Below are 21,377 nucleotides of genomic sequence, written 5' to 3'. Positions count from 1 at the left end.
GTATACGAGACCCGTACGTACAGTGGTGTGTGAGGCGCACCCCGTCAGCTAAAGCTGGCGGGGCCGTCTACACGATTGGCAGGAGCCTTTTTATTTTAATAATTTTGATTCAATTTCACTAAGGTTATTTCTCTTCAATGCTTTGTTTACAAGATGAATAATTTTTACTCTTGAACTATTCAAATAGTCGCTAATTTTAAACTCCCAATTTTGTCTAAACTCTAAATAATTATTTTCCTGAATTATATTTCCAAGCTTTATCTGTTGAGTAACAAAGTCCCTAATCTCTTGTAAAATTATTTGAGCTCTATTTAAGTTATCTCTATCTTCTGGATTACTTAAATTATCCGGTGGAAAAGAAGAAGATAAAGGATTTCCTTCTCTATCATTCAATTTACCCGTTGAGAAAGCCTTTTGTGTATCCGATATTGCTTTTATAAAATCCTCACAATTATTTTCAACATAAAATTCAGTGCCAAAAGCGGGTCTATCTAATGCATATTTTAATAGCGTTAGAATATGTTTGTCTTTATTATACTGGTCGAAGGTTCTTAAAGTCTTTTCGTAGTAAATGTACTGCAATTCAGAATGTCGATAAATTTCTTCCTCAAAATCTTCCCAAGTCCAAATGCTAATTTTAGGTAAGTTTTTGCTTTTTCTACTAATATTTAAAGCGTTTATGTGATTTTGGATAGTTGTATCTCGAAATGCTGTAGTAGCAATAATAAAATTATCTAAAGTAGGTTCAAACGTGTCGGCTAAAGCTACTTCTTTATCAATTACATCTATTTTAATTTCTGTAACAATTTTTTTAGAGCTGGCTTTTGCATTTGACTTGTGTTTACATTGAATTGCAGTAACCTTATTATTGCTATCCCATCCAAAAATATCAATTCCATTTTGGCTTTGCCCTAGGCGTCCATAATTATCAAAGTCACCTCCAAGTTTAAGGCGAGCTAAGTCTTTTGTCAACGTTTCGAAGTCCTGCCAAGTCTTTGGTGGTGGAAAAGAGAGTGTCATTTTTATTTTTTAGGTTACTGCCAACTACCTCGAAAGCGTGAACATACGGTTATGGGCACTATGTACGGAGCTGCAGAAGCAGGTTTTTACAACTTATCGTTTCCAAGTGCAATTGCGCTGCTGCGACCGCGTGATTACATTTTGCACATCTAATATATCAGAATTTCCAAACATTCCAGCGGGCTTGCGATATTATTTGTGGCAACTGGTGGAGTGTATATATCGGTGGTCCTGACGGCCAATTTGCGCAGATCTCTGACTCCATCACGAACTTAGGCTCATACTCCAGGGCAGTGCCAAATGAGAAAATTGCTTGGGGCAAGCTGGGCAAAGACACGCCAAAATATGTGATTAAGTCAGACGCGACGATTGTTGCTCCGCTTATTTTCGCCCTTGCATCTGCTATGTAATTGGCCAAGAATTTATTCATTCCTATATTTGAGGGCTGCTATACTACATGGCAGCCCTTTTTGTTAATAATGTCCTATGAAAACAATTTTACTCTCTGCCCTTTGCCTTATAAGCCTTGGCGCTGCCGCGCAGTCCGGCTTTAAGAACGGCTATTACACCACACAGGCCGGCGACACCGTGCAGGTGCAGATCCAGGATGAAAACTGGATCAGGAACCCGAACGAAATCTCTATCATGCAGCAGGGCAAAACCCGCACGCTTACGCAGGCCGAGATCGCTGGCTTTGGCTTAGCGCAGGGCGATGTATACCGTAAATTCACCGTGGATGTAGATGCATCGCCTTTAAGCCTAAGCAACATGGCTGTCAATCAGCCAGCAGTTATACTGCGCGATACCGTATTGCTGCGACTGTTAGTTAGCGGGCCGGCAAACTTATATGAGTTAAACGACAAAGGAGGGAAGAGGCACTTTTACATCCAGAAAGGCAATGAGGAGCCGAAGGAACTGATGTACCGCAAGGTTAAAAAAGAGGTGGACGGAAAGCGCATGGTTGCTACACAGGAGCTCTACAAGGGTTTGTTGCTCGTGTACTTATCCGACTGCGGTGTTACAGAGCGCTCGGTGCATTCGACTTCTTTTAAAGCTGAAGCACTGACCAAGATCATAAACAAATACAACAGCTGCGTGGAGCCGAACCAGGAGGAGTATGTTGCTAAAGAAGAAAAGACGCGCTTGCGCTTCGGGGTAACCGCGGGTCTTGGGGTAGCGACGTATACTGCTCATAACGAGGGAGATTATAATGAACTGGTAGGCAGCAATTTTAGCAGCATGAACCCCAATGCCGGGTTAATTATAGACATGGTGCTTCCGCGTGGTTACGGCCGGTGGGGTGTATCCTCTGAACTCGCTTACAAGACGTATAAAATGAGCGGAGATTACAGTGAGAAGTCTTCTTCGAGCTCCTATTTAGACTATAAAACTACGTTTGATTTGCAGTATGCAGCATTAAATATGCAGGTAGTTTATACCATGAAGGGCGATAGCAAGCTCAGACCATTCCTGAGCGCAGGATTGGCTATGAATTTTCTGGTGGGTGATAAGAGCAACCAGACATCAACCAGAAGCCAGTATGGCATTGTTCGTGAGTACGAAAACCCACCGCTAGAGGAAATGCGAAAGCTGGAGCAGGCGATCCTGCTTGGGGCTGGTATAAACTACAGTCAGTTTGTTGTGTCGGCAAGGTATGAGCGTGGAAACGGCTTCTCGCCATACATCGGCCTGAATGTGATAAAGTCGGCAAGCACAGTACAGCTTTCCTATCTTTTTAATTAACTGATACAGAAGTCGCCTCAACCTGGGGCGGCTTTTTTAATTGATCAGCTCTCGCTTCCCGAACTGGAAGGCATCTTCCTTGAGGTAGTACTCGCCGCACTTCTGCATGATGGTCAGGTTGTCCAGCGTAATTTCCCAGTTAAAATTGAAAGTTCCCAGAAAATTCAGCACAGGCCCGAGCAGCTCTTGGGTCGTGTCGCCCAAGGCCAGGGTGATGTGGGGCAGCCACAGTTTAGGGTTATAATAGACACCCATCTCTGTGCTCATCTCGGAAATATCGCGGTGCAGGCGCTCGTGCAGGTTGTTGAGGGGAGGAGTACGGAGCACAGGTATAAAAATGACTGGATTCGGCCCCGGAAACACGCCCAGCCCGGTGGTCCTGACAGTCAGCTTGCGCGTTTCCAGGCAGGTAGACTCCAGGTATTCCTTAAATTCCTCCATGTCCGGTACCTCTGCCGTCAGGGCCGTCAGGTGCGGGTAAGGGGTAATTTTCACGCCGCTAATGCCAAACTTCTTCTCCAATTGGTCAGTAAGGTCCGAAACGCGCTCTGTGGCAGTCTTGTCTAAAAGCGAAGCAATCGCAATCATAGGGTATGGCTTTTAGTACGTCTTTAGGTGTGGGCAAAATGGCTCGCACAAGACACAAAGATATGAAACGTGCCGGTTTTATTATTGTTTAGCCCGGTTCACTTTTTCAGGCGGCATCCAGGGCCGCGTGTTTATATCGTTACACCGTATGCACTCATTAGCTCCCGAGTTGTCATATTCAACCCTGAATGTGCTGTATGTAAGGCAAGGTTGGCCGAAAAAGGAGAAGATGTCTTGCCTGCTGAAGGCCTGAATGCAGCGCTGCCAGGTATGGATTGGGCTGCGCTTTTCAGAGACGCGCAAAATTAAGTACCTTTGTGGTTTCAGAAGAAGCTAGCACATGATCTCGATCAATAATCTCAATTTCCATTTCGGCAGCCGCCCCATGTATGAGGACGCCAACCTGCACATCAAGCCAAAAGACAAAATCGGGCTTATTGGGCTGAACGGCACGGGCAAATCCACGCTCTTGCGCATCATTGTGGGGGAGTATAAGCCAGACAGCGGGAGCATCCAGATGAGCAAAGAGACCACCATCGGGTTTCTGAACCAGGATTTGCTGAGCTACGAGACGCACGAGAGCATCCTGTCGGTGGCGATGCAGGCTTTTGCCGAGGCGATGCACCTGCAGCAGGAGATCGACAAGGTGCTGGTGGAGTTTGAGAACAATTTCCACGATGATCTGGTCAACAAGCTGGCGCACCTGCAGGAGCGCTTTGAGGCGCTGGGAGGCTACACGATGCAGGCCAGCGCAGAGGCGATTCTGGAGGGACTTGGCTTTTCCACGCAGGAACTGCAGCAGCCGCTGGCTACCTTCTCCGGAGGGTGGCGGATGCGCGTCATGCTGGCCAAGATCCTGCTTCAGAAGCCGTCGCTGCTGCTGCTGGATGAGCCGACCAACCACCTCGACCTGCCCTCCATCAAATGGCTGGAGTCATACCTCGAGCGCTTCGAGGGAGCCGTGGTGATCGTGTCGCATGACCGGGAGTTTCTGGATCGCACGACCAATATCACCGTGGAGGTATCCAACAGCAAGCTGAATTTATACCCCGGAAACTACAGCTTCTACATGGAGGAGAAAGTGCTCCGGAATGAGATACAGCAGGGCGCTTACGAAAACCAACAGGCACAAATAAAGCAGGCGGAGCGGTTTATCGAGCGTTTCAAGGCTAAGGCAACCAAAGCGAAACAGGCCCAGAGCCGCATGAAGCAACTGGAGCGCATGGACCGCATTGAGGAGGTGGCCCCGGACGCCGCGAAAGTTAACTTCAGCTTTAAGTTTAATATCCAGCCGGGCCGCCACATCTTTCGCCTGGAACATATGAGCAAGAGGTTCGGCGACAAAGTGATTTTCAAGAACACCAACGTGCACATTGAGCGCGGCGACAAGATTGCGCTGGTGGGGGCCAACGGAAAAGGCAAGTCCACGCTGCTGCGCATCATTGCCGGCACCGAGGAAATAAAGGGCAACCGCGAGCTGGGTCATAACGTGATCATGTCGTTCTATGCCCAGCACCAGCTGGAGTCGCTGAACGTGGAGAACGAGATTTTGCAGGAGATGCAGCAGGCCGGGTCTAAAAAAACAGAGATGGAACTGCGCACGCTGCTCGGCTCTTTCCTGTTTACGGGCGACACTGTTTTCAAAAAGATCAAGGTACTGTCGGGAGGAGAGAAAAGCCGGGTGGCGCTTGCCAAAACGCTGATCTCGGAGGCTAACTTCCTGATGCTGGATGAGCCCACTAACCACCTCGACATGCAGTCCGTCAATATCCTCATTCAGGCGCTGGAGCAGTATGAAGGCACATTCGTCATCATCTCCCACGACCGCTTTTTTGTTGAGCATGTGGCCACCAAAATATGGTATATCGAGGATTATGAGCTGAAAGAATACCCCGGCACCTACCACGAGTATGATGCCTGGATGGAAAAACGCGAGAAAGAGAGCAAGAAGTCTGCGGTGGAAGCGCCAGAGCAGAAGCACGAGGAGAAACCGAAGGTTGTGCGCGAGAAAAGTGACTTTGTGCAGCTGACCAACCAACTAAAGCTCGTCAACAGGCAGCTTCGCGACACCGAGAACGAGGTGCAACAGCTGGAGAAAAAGCGCGCAGAGTTTGAGAAGCAGCTGTCTGACCCGAACGTTTTTGGCAACATCGAAACCTTGCAGGAGGTTACGCAAAAGTTTGAGGCCATCCAGCAGAAAATTGACACAACGCAGGGGAAATGGGAGGAACTGATGCTGGAAGTGGAAGACCTTGAGGCAAAAATTGCAGACTGATCATTACCGTCGCACGATGTGATTCCCATACCATACAGTATACAAGAGAGGCCCCGGAAATTCCGGGGCATCTCTTGTATACTGATTTACGGCTTGCTGAAGGCGGCGGCCCTACTTTTCATTTTGATAGACCGTTACGCTGAGTGGGGGCAGATGAAGCTTCTGACCGGCTTTGATGCGGGTTGGCACCTTGGTGGCGTTCTCTGCATCTTTTGTTGGCATCCACTTTTTCTCACCTGAGTGTAGCACGCGCTCCCATCCTGCGGCATGGTCTGGCAGGGTATAAACGATCTCTTTCTCAGACAGGTTGAACAGGCATACCAGCTGCTGCTTGTGGTCATGGGATTGCCGCAGCAAAACCATACCTGACTGGCCGATAGCCTGCGCCGCCACATCCACCTTGTTGAAATTCTGTAGCGCTGGCATGTTACGGCGGAGTTGGATCAACTCCCGGTGCCAGGCCAGGAGGAGTTGGTGATTCGGCTGTTGCCTTTTCTCCCACTGTAGCTTCGATTTCAGGAAAGTGCCCTCTTTTTGCGGGTCCGGGAAGTCGCCTTTCTGAGAAAAATCGGCAAACTCATTTTTACGGCCTTCCTGCACTGCCTCGATCAGCTTCTTGTCTGAGTGGCTCACGAAGTACATGAACGGGGTATCCTCGGCATATTCCTCACCCATAAACAGCATCGGGATGTAGGGGGCCAGAAGCACTGCGGCAGCGGCCAATTTTAGTCTTTCTGGCCCCACCAGCACCGACAGGCGCTCGCCGTATACCCTGTTGCCTACCTGATCGTGGTTTTGCACGAAGTTTACGAAATGGTTGCCCGGCACGGAAGCGGAAGACCTGCCAAACGTCTTTTTCCGGAATTTGACGTAATCGCCGCTATGCACAAACCCGTCCGTGAAGGCTTTCGCCAGCTGCTCCACCTTTCCAAAATCCTCGTATGATTTCCGGCCTTCAGCGTCTAGCAGCACATACAGCGCGTGGTGAAAATCATCCAGCCATTGCGCGTTAAACCCAAATCCGCCCACTTCCGGGCTTTTCACTACTTTGGGGTCATTCAGGTCGCTTTCTGCGATCAGGTAAAAGGGCTTCCCGGTTTGCTCGGTCACTGCCTGAAGCTTGTTCTGCAGCAACTCCCATACCGATACTGCTCCCTTATCAAAGATGGTATGGATGGCATCCAGGCGCAGCCCATCCACATGGAAGTGCTCATACCAGTACAAGGGGTTGTTGGTGAAGTACTCCCGCACCCCATCCGCGTATGGGCCGTCGAAGTTGATGGCGTCTCCCCATGGCGTACTGCAGGCGTCGGTAAAATAAGGGCCAAACTTCCCAAAGTAATTTCCCTCCGGGCCCAGATGATTGTACACCACATCCAGGTATACCGCTATACCGTTGGCATGGCAGGCGTTCACGAGCTTTTTCAGTCCGAGCGGCCCGCCGTATGAGTTTTGCACGGCATACGGGAAAACCCCGTCGTAGCCCCAGTTGCGGTCGCCGGGAAACTGCGCGACAGGCATGATCTCGATGGCGTTCACGCCGGTCTCGCGCAGGTCCTTCAACCTCGGGATGATGGCCTCGAAAGTGCCTTCGGGAGTAAAGGTGCCCACATGCAGCTCATAGAGCACCAGTTCCTGCATTGGCAGGTTGTTCCAGTCGGTGTCGCTCCAGGCATATGCGCCATGATCAACCACTTCTGAAGGCCCGTGTACCCCCTCGGGCTGGTACTGCGAAGCCGGGTCCGGGTACGATTGCTTGCCATCCGGCTTATAGTAATAGCGGATACCCGGTGAGGCATCCTCTATCTCAATTGTAAAATATCCCCATTCGGCTCGCTCCATTTCAATCTCCCGCTCCTCGGGGAATGTCAGGTGCAGCGTCATGCTCTTTTTTTCAGGTGCCCATACCGTAAAGCGGCAGCGTCCGTTCCCCTGAAGTTCTGAACCTACTGTTTTCATTTATTTTAAGACATGATTATTTAACGGAAACATAGTTCTCCGGCAAAAAGAATAGGAAGAATTGATGGCGCTAATCCAGGAGGATCAGAATCCCTTCGTCGCCGGACATACTGATGTTCTGCTCCACGCGCGCGCCTTCGCGCTCAGGGTCTGTGGCCAGCACGATGGTACCTGTATAATTGGCGTGTTCGGGCCGGAACAGGCTCGGTCTATGGCTTAGGTTCAGGAGCACCAGATACTGCCTGTCTTCATGCTTGCGGATAAACGTGAGCAGCGACCCTTTGGTAATCACCGGAACGTAGTCGCCGATGTGCAGGGCTGGTTCCTCCTGGCGCATCCTGATCAGGCGGCGGTAGTAGCTCAGCATGCCATATTCGTCTTCTTTCTGCACCTCCACATTTACCCGCCTGAAGTTATCGGGCAGGCGCAGCCATGGTTTGGTGTCTGAGAAGCCGGAAAACTCTGAGGTGTCCCACTGCATGGGGGTTCGGGCGGGGTCTCTGCTCAGGTCCTTGTCGGGCATGTTCAGTCCCTGGGGGTCCTGTACTTCCTCAGGGGGTATGGGCACGTCGCGCATCCCGATCTCATCGCCATAGTACATGGTGGGGGTGCCCCGGAGCGTGAGCAGGAGCATGGCGGCCACTTTGGCCTGCGAGTAGCCTACACGGCTGGTGATGCGCGGTTGGTCGTGGTTGCCGATTACCCAGTTTGGCCAGCCGCCCGGAGGTATGGCTCCCTCGTACTCGTCGATGTGCAGCGAGAGGGTGCGGGCGTTCCAATCCTGGTTGACAAGCATAAAGTTGAAGGGGAGGTGCGCTCCATTGTTGTCGCTGCCGTAATAGGTCACCAGCCGATGGACAGGCAGGTAGATCTCACCGATCATCATGCGTTCGTCATACGCATCCAGCACCTGCCGCATTTTGGCTACAATGTCGTGTATCTCCGGCTGGTCTGTGGAGTAAGCGGGCACAAGCTTCTCGTAGGTAGCCATGTGCTCCTGATACTCAGGATTTGGCGGGTTGTCGCGCAGTTCCTCATCCTTCACCATATGCCACATCACGTCCACCCGGAAGCCGTCAACCCCTTTGTCCAGCCAGAAGCGCATCACGTCGAACATGGCTTCCTGCACCTCGGGGTTGCGCCAGTTCAGGTCGGGCTGCTCCTTCAGGAAGGCGTGGTAGTAATACTGCTGCGTGTCCTCATCCCATTCCCAGCCGCTGCCCCCGAAAACACTGAGCCAGTTGTTGGGTTCGCTGCCGTCTTCTTTGGCGTCTTTCCAGATGTACCAGTCTCGCTTGGGGTTGTCTTTGGATGAGCGCGACTCCAGAAACCAGGGATGCTCGCTGGAGGTATGGTTTGGCACAAGGTCGAGAATGAGTTTCATGTCGCGGCGGTGGATTTCCTCCAGCAGCCTGTCAAAGTCGTCCATGGTGCCGAACAAGGGGTGTATGGCACAGTAGTCCGCGATATCATACCCATAGTCAGCCATGGGCGAGGGGTAGATGGGGGAGATCCATACCGCTGAAACGCCGAGCCACTGCAGGTAGTCCAGCCGTTGAATAATCCCGTTCAGGTCGCCGATGCCATCGTGGTTGCTGTCCTGAAACGAGCGCGGGTATATTTGATAGATAATGCCTTTATGCCACCAAAGTGGTTTCTCTTGTTGTGTGTCCTTCATAAATCTGAGCTGCGTTGATTTTTAGTCTTGGTTGTACGGAGCAGATCACGCGAGGATATTCAACAAAACAGAATAAGGTTTTAAACAGTGGCTATGCCAGGGGGGTAGGCTCACTAAAATGTGATGACTTATATTCTGTGCCAGAATAGTACTGTATACCTCCATAAAGCAACCTAAAAAATCTCCATAGGGGTATAGCATGGGCTGATTTAAAAGGATGGCAGCAAGCGGGCGACTGCTAGTACTAGACCAATATAATTACCAGAATTAGCAATTGTATTTACATGCTTAAAAACGCCTGTTATACCTCATTTCTAATTCTTAATGTCTAATTTTTAATTTGGCATAGCACTAGGTATAGGTATGGCAGCGTCAGAAAACCACCGTCATGCTCATGGCAGCGGTTGAGGTTCCGATTTGCGGCGTGAAATACATTTTTGTCCTTCGGGCGCGGAGCTTTTGAGAGGCGATGTCATACACATGGTTCACCACTTTGGCGCTCACGTAGCCCACAGCCGCCCCGGCCAGCACATCCGAAGCCCAGTGCATGTTGTCGTTCACCCGGGACAGGCCAACCAGCGTGGCCACACCATAGGCGATGGGGGGCACAAGTTTGTTGTCTTTGTACACGGTGGCCACCGAAGTAGCCACGGCAAAGGCCGTCGAGGTATGGGAGGAGGGAAGCGAGGTGTTTCCGGAGTTGCTGAAAGGCTTGTCGAACAAGTGGTTCTCTGTTGTGTTGGAAGGGCGTTGCCGGGCAAACATGGCCTTCAGGGTGCTGGTGGCCACTGCGTTCGTGACGATGCTCCCCAGCGAGAGGATGCCCACTTTCTGCAGTTTCTGGTCTTGTGCCACAATGCCGCCGAGCAGCGCCGCGCCCGCAAGCGGAGCCAGGTTCCGTTGGCGGCCAAGCGGCTGCACCACATTGGCAATGGTGTTGGCGGCAGCGCCGCGGTGGCTCTGCGTGAATTGCTGCAGCGGCTCATCCGCCACCGAGAACACAAGCACAAAGGCGGTGGCTCCTGCCGTGATTAAAGCTGAGCTTTTGAGAAACGGTGTTTGCAAGGGTTGCCTCCTGAGCGAAGGAGGGGCAAAGAACGTGGAATCAAGGGGATAAAAGTGGACCGTGGGCGTGGGCACGGCAGGCAATTCCTGTGCTTGGGATGGGAAGCCGAAATGGATCAGGAAGATCAGCAGAAAAAGAATACGAAGGATGGAAGGGGAGTGGATTTTGGAGTTCGCCATGGCAGCCTGCTGAGTTTAAAAGTTTCCTATCTGTATACTTAGAGACTGGTAAGCTATTTTAATGGTTCATTTTGCGTGTATGAATGGGTGTTTAATTTTCAGGAAAAAACTGAAAGGTATGGAAAAATCCAGCAGGGAAGTTTGGCCTCAACTATGTTAATCGGTTTCTGGTACCGGACATGCCAAGCAGCCTGCAACGTACTTTGAGTGAAGCACCTAAGGCGTTTGCCAGGGAGCTGGAGAGATAGAGTAACAAAAAAAGCCGCGCCATCAGAAGATGGTGCGGCTTTTGCACTTGTAGCGGGGAGCAGAATCGAACTGCCGACCTCAGGGTTATGAATCCTGCGCTCTAACCATCTGAGCTACCCCGCCGAATTGTGGTGCAAATATAACAGTTAGTTTTTGAAACAAACAAATTTTGATTTGAAAAAAATATTTTAAATTCCCGATATATAAACAGTCAGAAATAAAGCTTATACTTACTCAGACACTTAGACGATCCATCATGACGAAAGCTACGAAGACTAAATTTGTTCGCGAGTACCCGATCAATGCTTCAGCCAAGCTTCTGTATCCTTATCTCTCTACCCCCGGCGGACTTTCGCAGTGGTTTTGCGATGACGTGACGATAGACGCAGACAAAATTTACAATTTCCTTTGGGACGGGCGCAACCACTTCGCCGAGTTGACCGGCCACCGCACCAATCGCTCTATCCGCTTCCTATTCCTGGGCGAGAACAAAGCGCACCTTTCGGATGCCTCCTACATTGACTTCTCTATCGAATCGAGTGACCTGACGCAGGAGCAGTACCTGAAAGTGATGGACTATACCAGCGAGGAAGACATAGAGGAGCTGGAGGAGCTTTGGGAGAACCTGATGCAAAATCTGCGCGAAATAGTGGGGGGGTAGCAGGTTTCCGCCTGCGGCTGCCTATCTTTGCATGGTATTTGAGAGCCTAAGGCAAGGGTTAGAAGCTGTGGCGCCTGGCCATACTGCCCATTGTTGCGCATGAAAAAATTAGACAAGCTTATTTTAAAGGCCTTTTTTGGGCCATTCATACTTACTTTTGCTGTGGTGGAGTTTATTCTGCTCACCCAGTATATGCTTAAGTACCTCGATGAGCTGGTGGGTAAAAACCTGGGCGGGGAGGTGTTTGGCGAACTGCTCTTTTACTTTAGTATCAACATGGCGCCGGTGGCGCTTCCGCTGGCCGTGCTGCTTTCCTCGCTCATGACCTTTGGCACCCTGGGGGAGCACAACGAGCTCACCGCCATCAAAACCTCCGGCATTACCCTTACCCGAATCCTGCGGCCTGTCTTCATTTCAGTCACGCTGCTTACCGTCGGGGCCTTCTTCTTCAACAACAACGTGGTGCCCAAGGCCAACCTCAAAGCCTATAGCCTGCTCTGGGACATCCGGCAGAAAAAACCTGCCATGAACTTTAAGGAAGGCGCTTTTTACAATGGCATCCCCGGCTACAGCATCAAGGTAAATAAGAAGCTGAACGACGGCCAGACCCTGGGCGACGTGATGATTTATGACCACTCCAAGGGCGGCTCTAATACCACCGTCATATTAGCGGATTCGGGGGAGATGTACATGGCCCACAACGACAGCTACCTGATCCTTGATTTGTTCAGGGGCAACACCTATGTGGCCCAGAACACTGAGTCGTTCCGCAACTCCAACGATCAGTTTGTGCGGCAGCAGTTCGACGAGAGCAAGATCATCCTGAGCATGGCCTCCTTCAACCTCAACCGCACCCGCGAGGAGTTCTTCTCCGAAAACAAGATGATGAAGAACATCACGGAATTGAACATCGTGACGGACTCGTTGCACCGGTATAGCGCCCGGGAAGTAAAGTTTTTTGCCCCCAACGTAGACCCTTTTTACAGTTACTTTAAAGCAGACACAGGCCATGTGAAAAACGGCCGCCGCCTGAGCGACCTGCCCGACCCAGCAAAGATTAAGAAGAAAGAGCTGCCCGCCCCGGACATGAACGTGCTGTCGCTGGCCACCAACAAGGCCCGGAACATCAAGAGTTTTACAAACAGTTACGTTGAGCGCATCAAGAACACGCGACGCGAGGCGAATAACTACGAAATCGAGATCTGGAAAAAATTCACCCAGTCTGCAGCCATACTGATCATGTTTCTGATCGGGGCGCCTTTGGGGGCCATCATCAAGAAAGGCGGACTGGGGGTGCCGGTACTCATCTCGATCCTCTTCTTTATCCTGATGTATGTTATGTCGATACTCGGCGAGAAATGGGCGCGGGAAGGACTTGTGGAAGTGGGCGTCGGCCTTTGGGCGGGAAACTTTATCCTGCTGCCCATCGGGTTGTTTTTCCTGAACCAGGCGCGCAACGACTCTAACCTGCTGGAAGTTGACTTCTGGCGCAAGCTGATGACGCGTTTGCGGCGCAACAAGCTATAGGCGATTTGGTATATAAACATTAGGGAAAAGTTTTTTTGTTTAAGTATATTATATACCTTTGTGGCTTGTATAGTAATCTTTGCAAGATAAAAACAGATTGATATAATTACGCAATGAGATTAACCACCGAAGCGAAACAAGGAATTTTCGAGAAGCACGGCTTTAGCAAGTCTAAGTCTGACACAGGTTCTGCAGAGTCGCAGATCGCGCTGTTCACAACACGCATCGCCGACCTGACGGAGCACCTGAAAATTCACAAAAAGGATTTCAGCACACGCCTGGGCCTTTTGAAATTAGTAGGTAAAAGAAGAAGACTTCTTAACTACCTCATGAAAAACGATATTGAAAGATACCGAGCAATCATTGCTGAGTTAGGTATCCGTAAATAAGCTATCAAGCCTTAGGGAATCTCTTCACACAGAGATTCCCTAATCTTTTTTAGTGCCACTCTTTCCTTCCTCAATTGCCAACACCGACAGCGGCCACAATGGGTAGCCCTGTCTTTTTGATGTTAACGAAAAACTGAAGATGCCTTACAACGCGATTAAAAAAACTATTCAGCTTCCGGATGGCCGGGAGATAACAATTGAAACAGGAAAACTTGCCAAGCAGGCAGACGGCTCAGTCGTAGTTAGGATGGGGAATACCATGCTTCTGGCTGCCGTTGTTTCTAACAAAGACGCCCGCGAGGGGGTAGACTTCCTGCCCCTTTCTGTGGATTACCAGGAGAAATTTGCCTCTTCAGGCAAAATCCCGGGTGGTTTCCTCCGTCGCGAGGCCAGACTCTCTGACTATGAAGTGCTCGTGTCTCGCCTCGTAGACCGCATTCTGCGTCCGATATTCCCGTCGGATTACCACTCAGAGACCCAGATGACCATCAACCTGATCTCTGCCGACACCGAGATCATGCCGGATGCGCTTGCTGCTTTGGCGGCGTCTGCCGCGCTGGCCGTTTCGGATATTCCTTTCAACGGACCGATCTCTGAGGTGCGCGTAGCGCGTATAGATGGTAAACTGATCATCAACCCGAACGTTTCTGACTTGCAGCGTGCTGACATCGACCTGATGGTGGGTGCTTCTATCGACAGCGTAGCCATGGTAGAGGGTGAGATGAACGAGGTTTCTGAAGAGGAAATGCTCGAAGCCATCCAGTATGCACACGAAGCCATTAAAGTGCAGTGCCAGGCGCAGATCGAGCTTTCCGAACTGGTAGGCAAGACGGTGAAGCGTGAGTACTCCCACGAAACACACGACGATGAACTTCGTCAGCGTATATATGATGCCACGTATGCCCAGACATACGAGGTTGCCAAAAGGGGCAGCGCCAACAAAAATGATCGTAAGGCTGGTTTTGCCAGCGTGCTGGAAGGATTCGTTTCTTCACTGCCCGAAGATCATACCTACGACATGGGCATGATTAAAACCTACTACCACGATGTGGAGAAGGAAGCCGTTCGTGACATGATCCTGAATGACCGTGTGCGTTTGGATGGCCGCCAATTGGACGAGATTCGCCCGATATGGTCAGAAGTGAACTACCTGCCAGCTACACACGGTTCCGCCGTATTCACGCGTGGCGAAACGCAGTCGTTGACCACGGTAACTCTTGGAACGAAGCTGGACGAGCAGATGATCGACAGCGCCATGGTTTCCGGCACAAACAAATTTTTATTACACTATAACTTCCCAGCCTACTCTACAGGAGAAGTTAAACCAAACAGAGGCCCAGGCCGACGTGAGGTAGGACACGGTAACCTGGCGTTGCGTGCCCTGAAGAAAGTGCTTCCCCCGGAAGATCAAAACCCATATACCATCCGTATCGTTTCCGATATCCTGGAGTCAAACGGCTCATCTTCTATGGCAACCGTTTGTGCGGGTAGCTTAGCCCTGATGGATGCCGGTGTACCTGTAAAAGGTGCCGTTTCTGGTATCGCCATGGGTCTGATCACAGATGAGAAAACCGGCAAATTCGCCGTGTTGTCTGACATCCTGGGAGACGAAGATCACCTGGGAGACATGGACTTTAAAGTTGCTGGCACAAAAGACGGTATCACCGCCTGCCAGATGGACATCAAAGTACAAGGCTTGTCGCATGAGGTGCTGACGCAGGCGCTAGCTCAGGCAAACGCAGGTCGTGCGCACATTCTCAACGAGATGGCCAAGACGCTTGCCGCGCCAAACACCGACTACAAGCCGCATACACCGCGTTCGTTTAACATGGTGATCGACAAGGAGTTCATCGGTGCCGTGATCGGGCCAGGCGGTAAAGTGATCCAGCAGATCCAGAAAGACACCGGAGCCACGATCATCATCGAAGAGAAGAACGAGAAAGGCCACGTGAATATCTTCGCCAGCGACCAGGATGCTATGAGCACTGCCGTTGCCCGAATCAAGGCCATTGTGGCCATGCCCGAAGTAGGCGAGGTATACATCGGTAAAGTGAAGTCTATTCAGCCTTATGGCGCGTTCGTAGAGTTTATGGCCGGAAAAGACGGCCTGTTGCATATTTCTGAGATCAAGCACGAGCGCCTTGAGACAATGGACGGCGTTCTGGAAATTGGCGAGGAAGTAAACGTGAAGTTGATTGATGTAGATAAAAAGACGGGCAAGTTCAAGCTGTCCCGTAAAGCCCTGTTGCCAAGACCAGGCGCAACAGAACAAAATCAGTAACATCATACCAGTATAGAACTCTTGGTGCCTTGTATTGGTTAAATACATGGTACCAAGAGTTTCTTACTTCCCGCAAGGGGCGACATCTTGACTTTATTTAAAAGATGCCAGAACTTTGCGCGATTTTCTAGTGTTACGTCACCGGGCCTAATTTATTTTTTACATTTTTGGAATAACAAAATACTCTGATGAGACAACTCAAGATAAGCAAACAGATTACAAACCGCGAAAGCCAATCGCTTGACAAATACCTACAGGAGATTGGTAAAGTCGATTTGCTTACTCCAGACGAAGAGGTGTCTCTGGCACAGCGAATTAAAGAAGGAGATCAGTTTGCACTTGAGAAATTAACAAAAGCCAACTTGCGATTTGTGGTGTCGGTGGCCAAGCAGTATCAGAACCAGGGCCTGTCTTTAGGTGACCTGATCAACGAGGGAAACCTCGGTCTGATCAAAGCGGCCAAGCGCTTCGACGAAACCAGGGGCTTCAAATTTATATCTTATGCCGTTTGGTGGATCCGCCAGTCTATTTTGCAGGCTTTGGCCGAGCAATCCAGGATTGTGCGCCTTCCTTTGAACAGGGTAGGTTCTCTAAACAAGATTTCCAAATCCTTCTCTGAGCTTGAGCAGAAGTTTGAGCGTGAGCCTTCGCCGGAAGAGATTGCAGAAGTACTGGAGCTAACAACCGCAGAGGTTGTGGACACCCTGAAAATCTCGGGTCGCCACGTGTCAGTGGATGCCCCCTTCGTGCAGGGCGAGGAAAACCGTTTGTTAGACGTGCTTGAGAACGACGACGAAGAGTCGCCGGACATGGGCCTGATGAACGACTCACTGCGCAAAGAAGTGCAGCGCGCGCTGTCCACGCTGACAAAGCGCGAGGCAGATGTCATCACCCTGTACTTCGGGCTGAACGGCGAGCACTCCCTAACCCTCGAGGAAATAGGGGAGAAGTTTAACCTCACGCGTGAGCGCGTGCGCCAGATCAAGGAAAAAGCAATCAGAAGACTGCGCCATACATCCAGAAGCAAGGCCCTGAAGCCTTACCTGGGATAAGCATTTATTTAAGGAAAGTATAAGCCCTGGCCAAACAGCCGGGGTTTTTGCTTTGTTACCCTCCCAAGCATGCAAATTGCGGTGCTGATGCAGGCAGAGGCACAGAAATTTTGTATGTTTGCAACCTGATTTCTTTTGAAACAAAATTAAAATGGAAATAGAAAAAGTAAAATGCCTCATCATCGGTTCGGGGCCTGCTGGGTATACAGCAGCAGTATACGCTTCCAGAGCCGGTCTCACTCCTGTGCTATACCAGGGTCTCCAGCCTGGCGGCCAGCTGACGATCACGAATGATGTTGAGAACTATCCGGGTTACCCTCAGGGGATTAACGGCCCGCAAATGATGGAAGACTTCAAGGCACAGGCCGAACGGTTTGGCACCGATGTGCGCTACGGCATCGCCACCGCAGTGGATTTTTCTTCCAAACCCCATAAAGTGACGATTGATGACCAAAAGGTAATTGAGGCCCAGACGGTGATCATCTCGACGGGTGCGTCGGCCAAGTGGCTTGGACTGGAGTCTGAGGCCCGGCTAAACGGGAGCGGGGTGTCTGCCTGCGCCGTATGCGACGGTTTCTTTTATCGCGGGCAGGACGTAGCCATCATTGGAGCCGGTGACACTGCCGCTGAGGAGGCCACTTACCTGGCAAACCTGTGCAAGAAGGTATACATGATCGTGCGCCGCGAGGAAATGCGCGCTTCCACGATTATGCAGGAACGCGTGAAGAACACACCTAACATAGAGATTCTGTGGAACTCTGTTACGGACGAGATTCTGGGAGAGCAGACCGTGGAGGCCGTGCGTGTCAAGAACGTGGTAAACGGGGAAACACGGGAAATTCCGATTGCTGGTTTCTTTGTGGCCATCGGGCACAAGCCAAATTCCGACATCTTTGCCGACTACCTGAACCTGGATGAGAACGGGTATATCCGAACGATTCCGGGAACATCCAAAACCAATATCGACGGCGTGTTTGCGTGCGGCGACGTGCAGGACTTTACCTACCGCCAGGCAGTAACGGCGGCAGGCACCGGATGTATGGCAGCACTGGATGCAGAACGGTATCTTGCGGCCCAAAATTTGCACTGATTTTTCGTCTGTCTCAACGCTGCCGATTTCTGTGCAGTTGCGGGAGGCTACAATAAAATGGCTTGCCAGAAGTTTATTTAAGCAGAATCAAGTGCTGAAACTTGCAGCAACGCCCATCAGGAAAACCGGATGTATAAAATCAAATTACCTACTTTCTTTCTTTCGCTCATGCTCTTCCTGCTCGTTTCGGCTGGAGGTGCATTGGCGCAAGGCACTGTTAAAGACCTATTTAAGGTAAAAACGCCCAAGATTCAGTATGTCCGACCGGATACTACCATACTCATCAAGTATGAGGACTTTCCGGATGAGGGCTCCGATGCCGACAATTCCGTCTTTTTCAACCCAAAGAAAGAGCTCTCCATTGTGAGTGAGGATACCTCTGAACTGGATTTGGGGGAACAGCACATCGTGGAGATGTCGGAGGAGATGTTAGTGGATTCCAGTTGGATTAAAATAGCGGGGTATTATTCCATCTGGGACACCCGAAACCTGAATCCATACAAGATGGACAGCCGCCAGCTAAAGGATACCGTCGAAATCAAGCTATACGACCTGTCGAGCAAGCGCAACTACAACATGCCACTGGAGAAGACGCCGATCACGAGCCATTTCGGGGCGCGCGGTTCCCGTTGGCACTATGGCACCGACATCGACCTGAACACCGGCGACTCCATATTTGCGGCCTTCGATGGGGTGGTGCGGATCAACAAGTGGGACGGAGGCGGCTACGGGAACTACATTGTGGTGCGGCACTACAATGGGCTTGAGACGTTGTATGGGCATATGAGCAAGCCCATAGCGGAGGTCGGGCAGTATGTGCGTGCCGGAGACCTGCTGGGGCTTGGCGGCAGCACCGGGCGCAGCTCTGGCCCGCACCTGCACTATGAAGTGCGGTATCAGGGCAACCCCCTGGACCCCGAAAACATCTACGACTTCCCAGATTACCTTCTCAAGGGAGAGAGCTTCCAGATTACCTCGGCGCTTTTTCGGTATTCCAATGCATCCCGAGGAGGTACTTCCACGGGTCGGCGCGCCGCATACCACAAGATCAGGAGCGGCGATACCCTCTCGGCGATCTCAAAAAAGTACGGGGTATCCGTGAGCCAGCTCACCAAACTCAACGGCATCAGTTCGCGCTCAACGCTGCGTGTGGGAAAATCATTACGCATACGATAACATAAGACACACATGAAATTAGACATACTGGCTTTTGCCTCCCATCCGGACGATGTGGAGCTGGGCTGCGCGGGAACGCTGATTGCACACATTGCCGCAGGAAAGACCGTTGGCATCGTGGATTTAACAAAGGGCGAGCTGGGCACGCGCGGCACGGCGGAGATCAGGCTGCAGGAAGCGGAAGACGCCGCCAAAATCATGGGGGTGTCTGTGCGCGATAACCTGGGCCTGGCTGACGGCTTTTTCAGGAACGACCGCGAACACCAGCTGCAGGTGATAGAGAAGATCCGGAAGTACAGGCCTGAGATTGTGCTGGCCAATGCCGTGCACGACCGCCATCCCGATCACGGGCGCGGCTCTGAGCTGGTAACCGAGGCTTGCTTTAAGGCAGGACTGAAAATGATCAAAACCACAGGAGAAGACGGGGAGCAGCAGGAGGCGTGGCGCCCCAAAGTGATCTACCATTTTATACAGGACCGCCTGATTACCCCTGATATTGTGGTGGACGTTAGCCCTTTCTGGGAGAAGAAAATGGAAACCATCCGTGCCTTTCGCTCACAGTTCCACAACCCCGACGATGCGTCTCCGAACACCTACATCTCGTCTCCGGAGTTTCTGAATTTTATTGAATCAAGGGCACAGGAGTTTGGCCATGCCATTGGCGTAAAATACGGCGAGGGCTTTACTGCAGACAGGCTTGTGGGCACACGTAATTTATTTGATTTGATATAAGCCTGTGCTCACTTCATCCAAGGGGTATAAAAAGGTCCTGCATTGTAATGCAGGACCTTTTTTTGTGGATTTAGGTTCGGTTTCTGCGCCAGTTGGAAGTGGAGGTCGGCACATTGCTAGTTTCTGCGGTATCGGGCTTTTTGTTTTCGAGGAGCAGCGCAGCCAAGGCAACTGCGATTTCTTCTTCTTCGATTCCGGGTTTTTGCTCTAGCACGCTAGGGCTAAAGTAGCGTTCGATGAACTTCGTGTCGAAGTTTCCGCTCCTAAAAGCCTCGTGCTGTAGCACATATGCGCCAAACGGCAGGGTCGTCTCGATGCCTGTGATTTGATATTCGTCAATCGCGCGCAGCATTTTGGCGATCGCCTCTTCGCGGTCCTTGCCAAATGTCACCAGCTTCGCGATCATGGGGTCGTAGTAGATCGGGATGTCCATACCCTGCTCAAAGCCGTCGTCCACCCGCACGCCCTGGCCCTGCGGGCGGGTATACGTCTCAAGCCGGCCAATGTCGGGCAGGAAATTGTTGGCAGGATCTTCAGCATACACGCGCAGTTCCAGCGCATGGCCGTTTATCTGCAGGTCTTCCTGCTTAAAGCCCAGCGGATGCCCTTCAGCGATCTGGATCTGCTCTTTCACCAGGTCCAGGCCCGTGATCTGCTCCGTTACCGGGTGTTCTACCTGCAGGCGGGTGTTCATCTCCAGGAAATAGAAATTCAGGTTCTCATCCACCAGGAACTCCACCGTACCGGCTCCCACATAATCGCAGGCTTTGGCCACGTTCACGGCACAGCGCCCCATTTCCTCGCGCAGGGCAGGGGTGAGGACGGCCGAAGGGGCTTCCTCGATCACTTTCTGGTGGCGGCGCTGAATAGAGCATTCCCGCTCAAACAGATGCACAATGTTGCCGTGTGTGTCGCCCAGCACCTGGATTTCGATGTGGCGGGGAGAGCCGATGTACTTTTCGATGAAGACGGCCCCATCGCCGAAGGCGGAGGTCGCCTCGCTGACAGCCATTTTCATCTGCTCCTCAAACATTCCCACATTCTCCACTACCCGCATCCCTTTGCCGCCGCCGCCTGCGCTGGCTTTGATGAGGATTGGGAAGCCCACCTGGCTGGCAATCTGCTTGGCTGCCTCCACGTCTGTAATCGCCTCCTCGGTGCCGGGCACCATCGGGATATTGTATCGGGCCACAGCCGCCTTGGCCGCCAGTTTGCTGCCCATCAGCTCAATGGCCTCCGGCGAGGGGCCGATAAAGATAATGCCCGCCTCCTGTGCTTTGCGGGCAAAGCCGGCGTTCTCGGATAAAAACCCGTAGCCGGGATGGATCGCGTCTACCTGCAGCTGCTTGCAAACATCAATGATCACATCGCCGCGCAGGTATGATTCGCTGGACTTCGGGCCACCCACGCACACGGCTTCGTCGGCAAAGCGGACGTGCAGCGCGTTACGGTCGGCCTCACTGAAAATAGCTACTGTTTTGATACCCATTTCCTTGGCTGTGCGCATCACGCGCAAGGCAATCTCACCCCGGTTGGCTACCAGAACCTTCTTTATTTTTTTCATAGAGGAGCATCCTGTTGTTTTGCTTCAAAGAAACATTATTACGGGGAAAGTAAAAAGAAAGGGCCTAAAAAGCTTTTGGAGGCGGCAGACATATGGATTGTATATGATTCGAATAAACCCTAACTTTGCGCAGCCTTGTGCATATATG

Annotated in this window: 16 protein-coding genes, 1 tRNA gene and 1 pseudogene; 11 read left to right on the top strand and 7 right to left on the bottom strand. The window is 51.3% G+C overall.

The window, feature by feature from the left end:
• Positions 1–90 precede the first annotated feature (90 nt).
• The gene (locus tag MKJ04_RS02640; protein ID WP_241639059.1) at positions 91–1,020 is read right to left on the bottom strand and encodes a hypothetical protein; all 930 of its coding nucleotides are present in this window, start codon (positions 1,018–1,020) and stop codon (positions 91–93) included.
• Between the two features lie 236 nt (positions 1,021–1,256).
• Between MKJ04_RS02640 and MKJ04_RS02635 the strand changes: the two are divergent.
• Positions 1,257–1,430, top strand: a pseudogene (locus MKJ04_RS02635) (deoxyhypusine synthase family protein); the annotation flags it as partial.
• A gap of 76 nt (positions 1,431–1,506) precedes the next feature.
• The gene (locus MKJ04_RS02630) at positions 1,507–2,763 is read left to right on the top strand and encodes a porin family protein (RefSeq protein WP_241639058.1); all 1,257 of its coding nucleotides are present in this window, start codon (positions 1,507–1,509) and stop codon (positions 2,761–2,763) included.
• A gap of 36 nt (positions 2,764–2,799) precedes the next feature.
• Here MKJ04_RS02630 and MKJ04_RS02625 read toward each other — a convergent pair whose 3' ends face one another.
• Positions 2,800–3,351 (bottom strand): 2'-5' RNA ligase family protein, encoded by a 552-nt coding sequence (locus MKJ04_RS02625; RefSeq protein WP_241639057.1) that lies wholly within the window; start codon positions 3,349–3,351, stop codon positions 2,800–2,802.
• Between the two features lie 340 nt (positions 3,352–3,691).
• On the opposite strand from MKJ04_RS02625, the gene abc-f reads away from it, so the two are divergent.
• Positions 3,692–5,626 carry a ribosomal protection-like ABC-F family protein gene (gene abc-f, locus MKJ04_RS02620; RefSeq protein WP_241639054.1) on the top strand — a complete coding sequence of 645 codons (1,935 nt, stop codon included), beginning with the start codon at positions 3,692–3,694 and terminating at the stop codon, positions 5,624–5,626.
• Between the two features lie 111 nt (positions 5,627–5,737).
• On the opposite strand, the gene treZ is transcribed toward abc-f, so the two are convergent.
• From treZ to MKJ04_RS02600, 4 genes are all read right to left on the bottom strand, one after another.
• Positions 5,738–7,585, bottom strand: a complete 1,848-nt coding sequence (gene treZ / locus MKJ04_RS02615; protein WP_241639052.1) for a malto-oligosyltrehalose trehalohydrolase — start codon at positions 7,583–7,585, stop codon at positions 5,738–5,740.
• Positions 7,586–7,655: 70 nt separating this feature from the next.
• Entirely contained in the window at positions 7,656–9,263 is a 1,608-nt protein-coding gene (locus MKJ04_RS02610) for an alpha-amylase family glycosyl hydrolase (protein WP_241639050.1), read from the bottom strand.
• A 372-nt stretch (positions 9,264–9,635) separates the two neighbouring features.
• Complete coding sequence (locus MKJ04_RS02605; protein ID WP_241639048.1) at positions 9,636–10,508, bottom strand: phosphatase PAP2 family protein; 873 nt, start codon at positions 10,506–10,508, stop codon at positions 9,636–9,638.
• A 298-nt stretch (positions 10,509–10,806) separates the two neighbouring features.
• A tRNA-Met gene (locus tag MKJ04_RS02600) sits at positions 10,807–10,880 on the bottom strand.
• Positions 10,881–11,013: 133 nt separating this feature from the next.
• Here MKJ04_RS02600 and MKJ04_RS02595 point away from each other — a divergent pair.
• From MKJ04_RS02595 to bshB1, 8 genes are all read left to right on the top strand, one after another.
• A complete protein-coding gene (locus MKJ04_RS02595; RefSeq protein WP_241639046.1) occupies positions 11,014–11,418 on the top strand; it encodes an START-like domain-containing protein in 405 nt (134 codons plus the stop codon).
• 99 nt (positions 11,419–11,517) lie between these two features.
• Positions 11,518–12,945, top strand: coding sequence for an LptF/LptG family permease (locus MKJ04_RS02590; protein ID WP_241639044.1), 1,428 nt, complete (start codon positions 11,518–11,520; stop codon positions 12,943–12,945).
• A gap of 113 nt (positions 12,946–13,058) precedes the next feature.
• Positions 13,059–13,334 carry a 30S ribosomal protein S15 gene (gene rpsO, locus MKJ04_RS02585; RefSeq protein WP_241639042.1) on the top strand — a complete coding sequence of 92 codons (276 nt, stop codon included), beginning with the start codon at positions 13,059–13,061 and terminating at the stop codon, positions 13,332–13,334.
• A gap of 139 nt (positions 13,335–13,473) precedes the next feature.
• A complete protein-coding gene (gene pnp, locus MKJ04_RS02580; protein ID WP_241639039.1) occupies positions 13,474–15,615 on the top strand; it encodes a polyribonucleotide nucleotidyltransferase in 2,142 nt (713 codons plus the stop codon).
• Positions 15,616–15,803: 188 nt separating this feature from the next.
• Positions 15,804–16,667, top strand: a complete 864-nt coding sequence (locus tag MKJ04_RS02575; protein ID WP_241639034.1) for an RNA polymerase sigma factor RpoD/SigA — start codon at positions 15,804–15,806, stop codon at positions 16,665–16,667.
• Positions 16,668–16,818: 151 nt separating this feature from the next.
• Complete coding sequence (gene trxB / locus MKJ04_RS02570) at positions 16,819–17,757, top strand: thioredoxin-disulfide reductase (RefSeq protein ID WP_241639031.1); 939 nt, start codon at positions 16,819–16,821, stop codon at positions 17,755–17,757.
• Positions 17,758–17,886: 129 nt separating this feature from the next.
• Positions 17,887–18,933 carry a M23 family metallopeptidase gene (locus tag MKJ04_RS02565; RefSeq protein WP_241639028.1) on the top strand — a complete coding sequence of 349 codons (1,047 nt, stop codon included), beginning with the start codon at positions 17,887–17,889 and terminating at the stop codon, positions 18,931–18,933.
• A 12-nt stretch (positions 18,934–18,945) separates the two neighbouring features.
• Positions 18,946–19,665 (top strand): bacillithiol biosynthesis deacetylase BshB1, encoded by a 720-nt coding sequence (gene bshB1, locus MKJ04_RS02560; RefSeq protein WP_241639026.1) that lies wholly within the window; start codon positions 18,946–18,948, stop codon positions 19,663–19,665.
• Positions 19,666–19,735: 70 nt separating this feature from the next.
• Here the strand turns inward: bshB1 and accC are convergent, their stop codons facing one another.
• On the bottom strand, positions 19,736–21,229 hold the full coding sequence (gene accC, locus MKJ04_RS02555) for an acetyl-CoA carboxylase biotin carboxylase subunit (RefSeq protein WP_241639023.1): 1,494 nt from the start codon (positions 21,227–21,229) through the stop codon (positions 19,736–19,738).
• Between the last annotated feature and the right edge of the window lie 148 nt (positions 21,230–21,377).

The organism is Pontibacter sp. E15-1 (assembly GCF_022601975.1).
Lineage (GTDB): Bacteria > Bacteroidota > Bacteroidia > Cytophagales > Hymenobacteraceae > Pontibacter.
The sequence above is the reverse complement of the archived record's forward strand: the minus strand, read 5'-3'. Positions and strand labels throughout refer to the sequence as shown.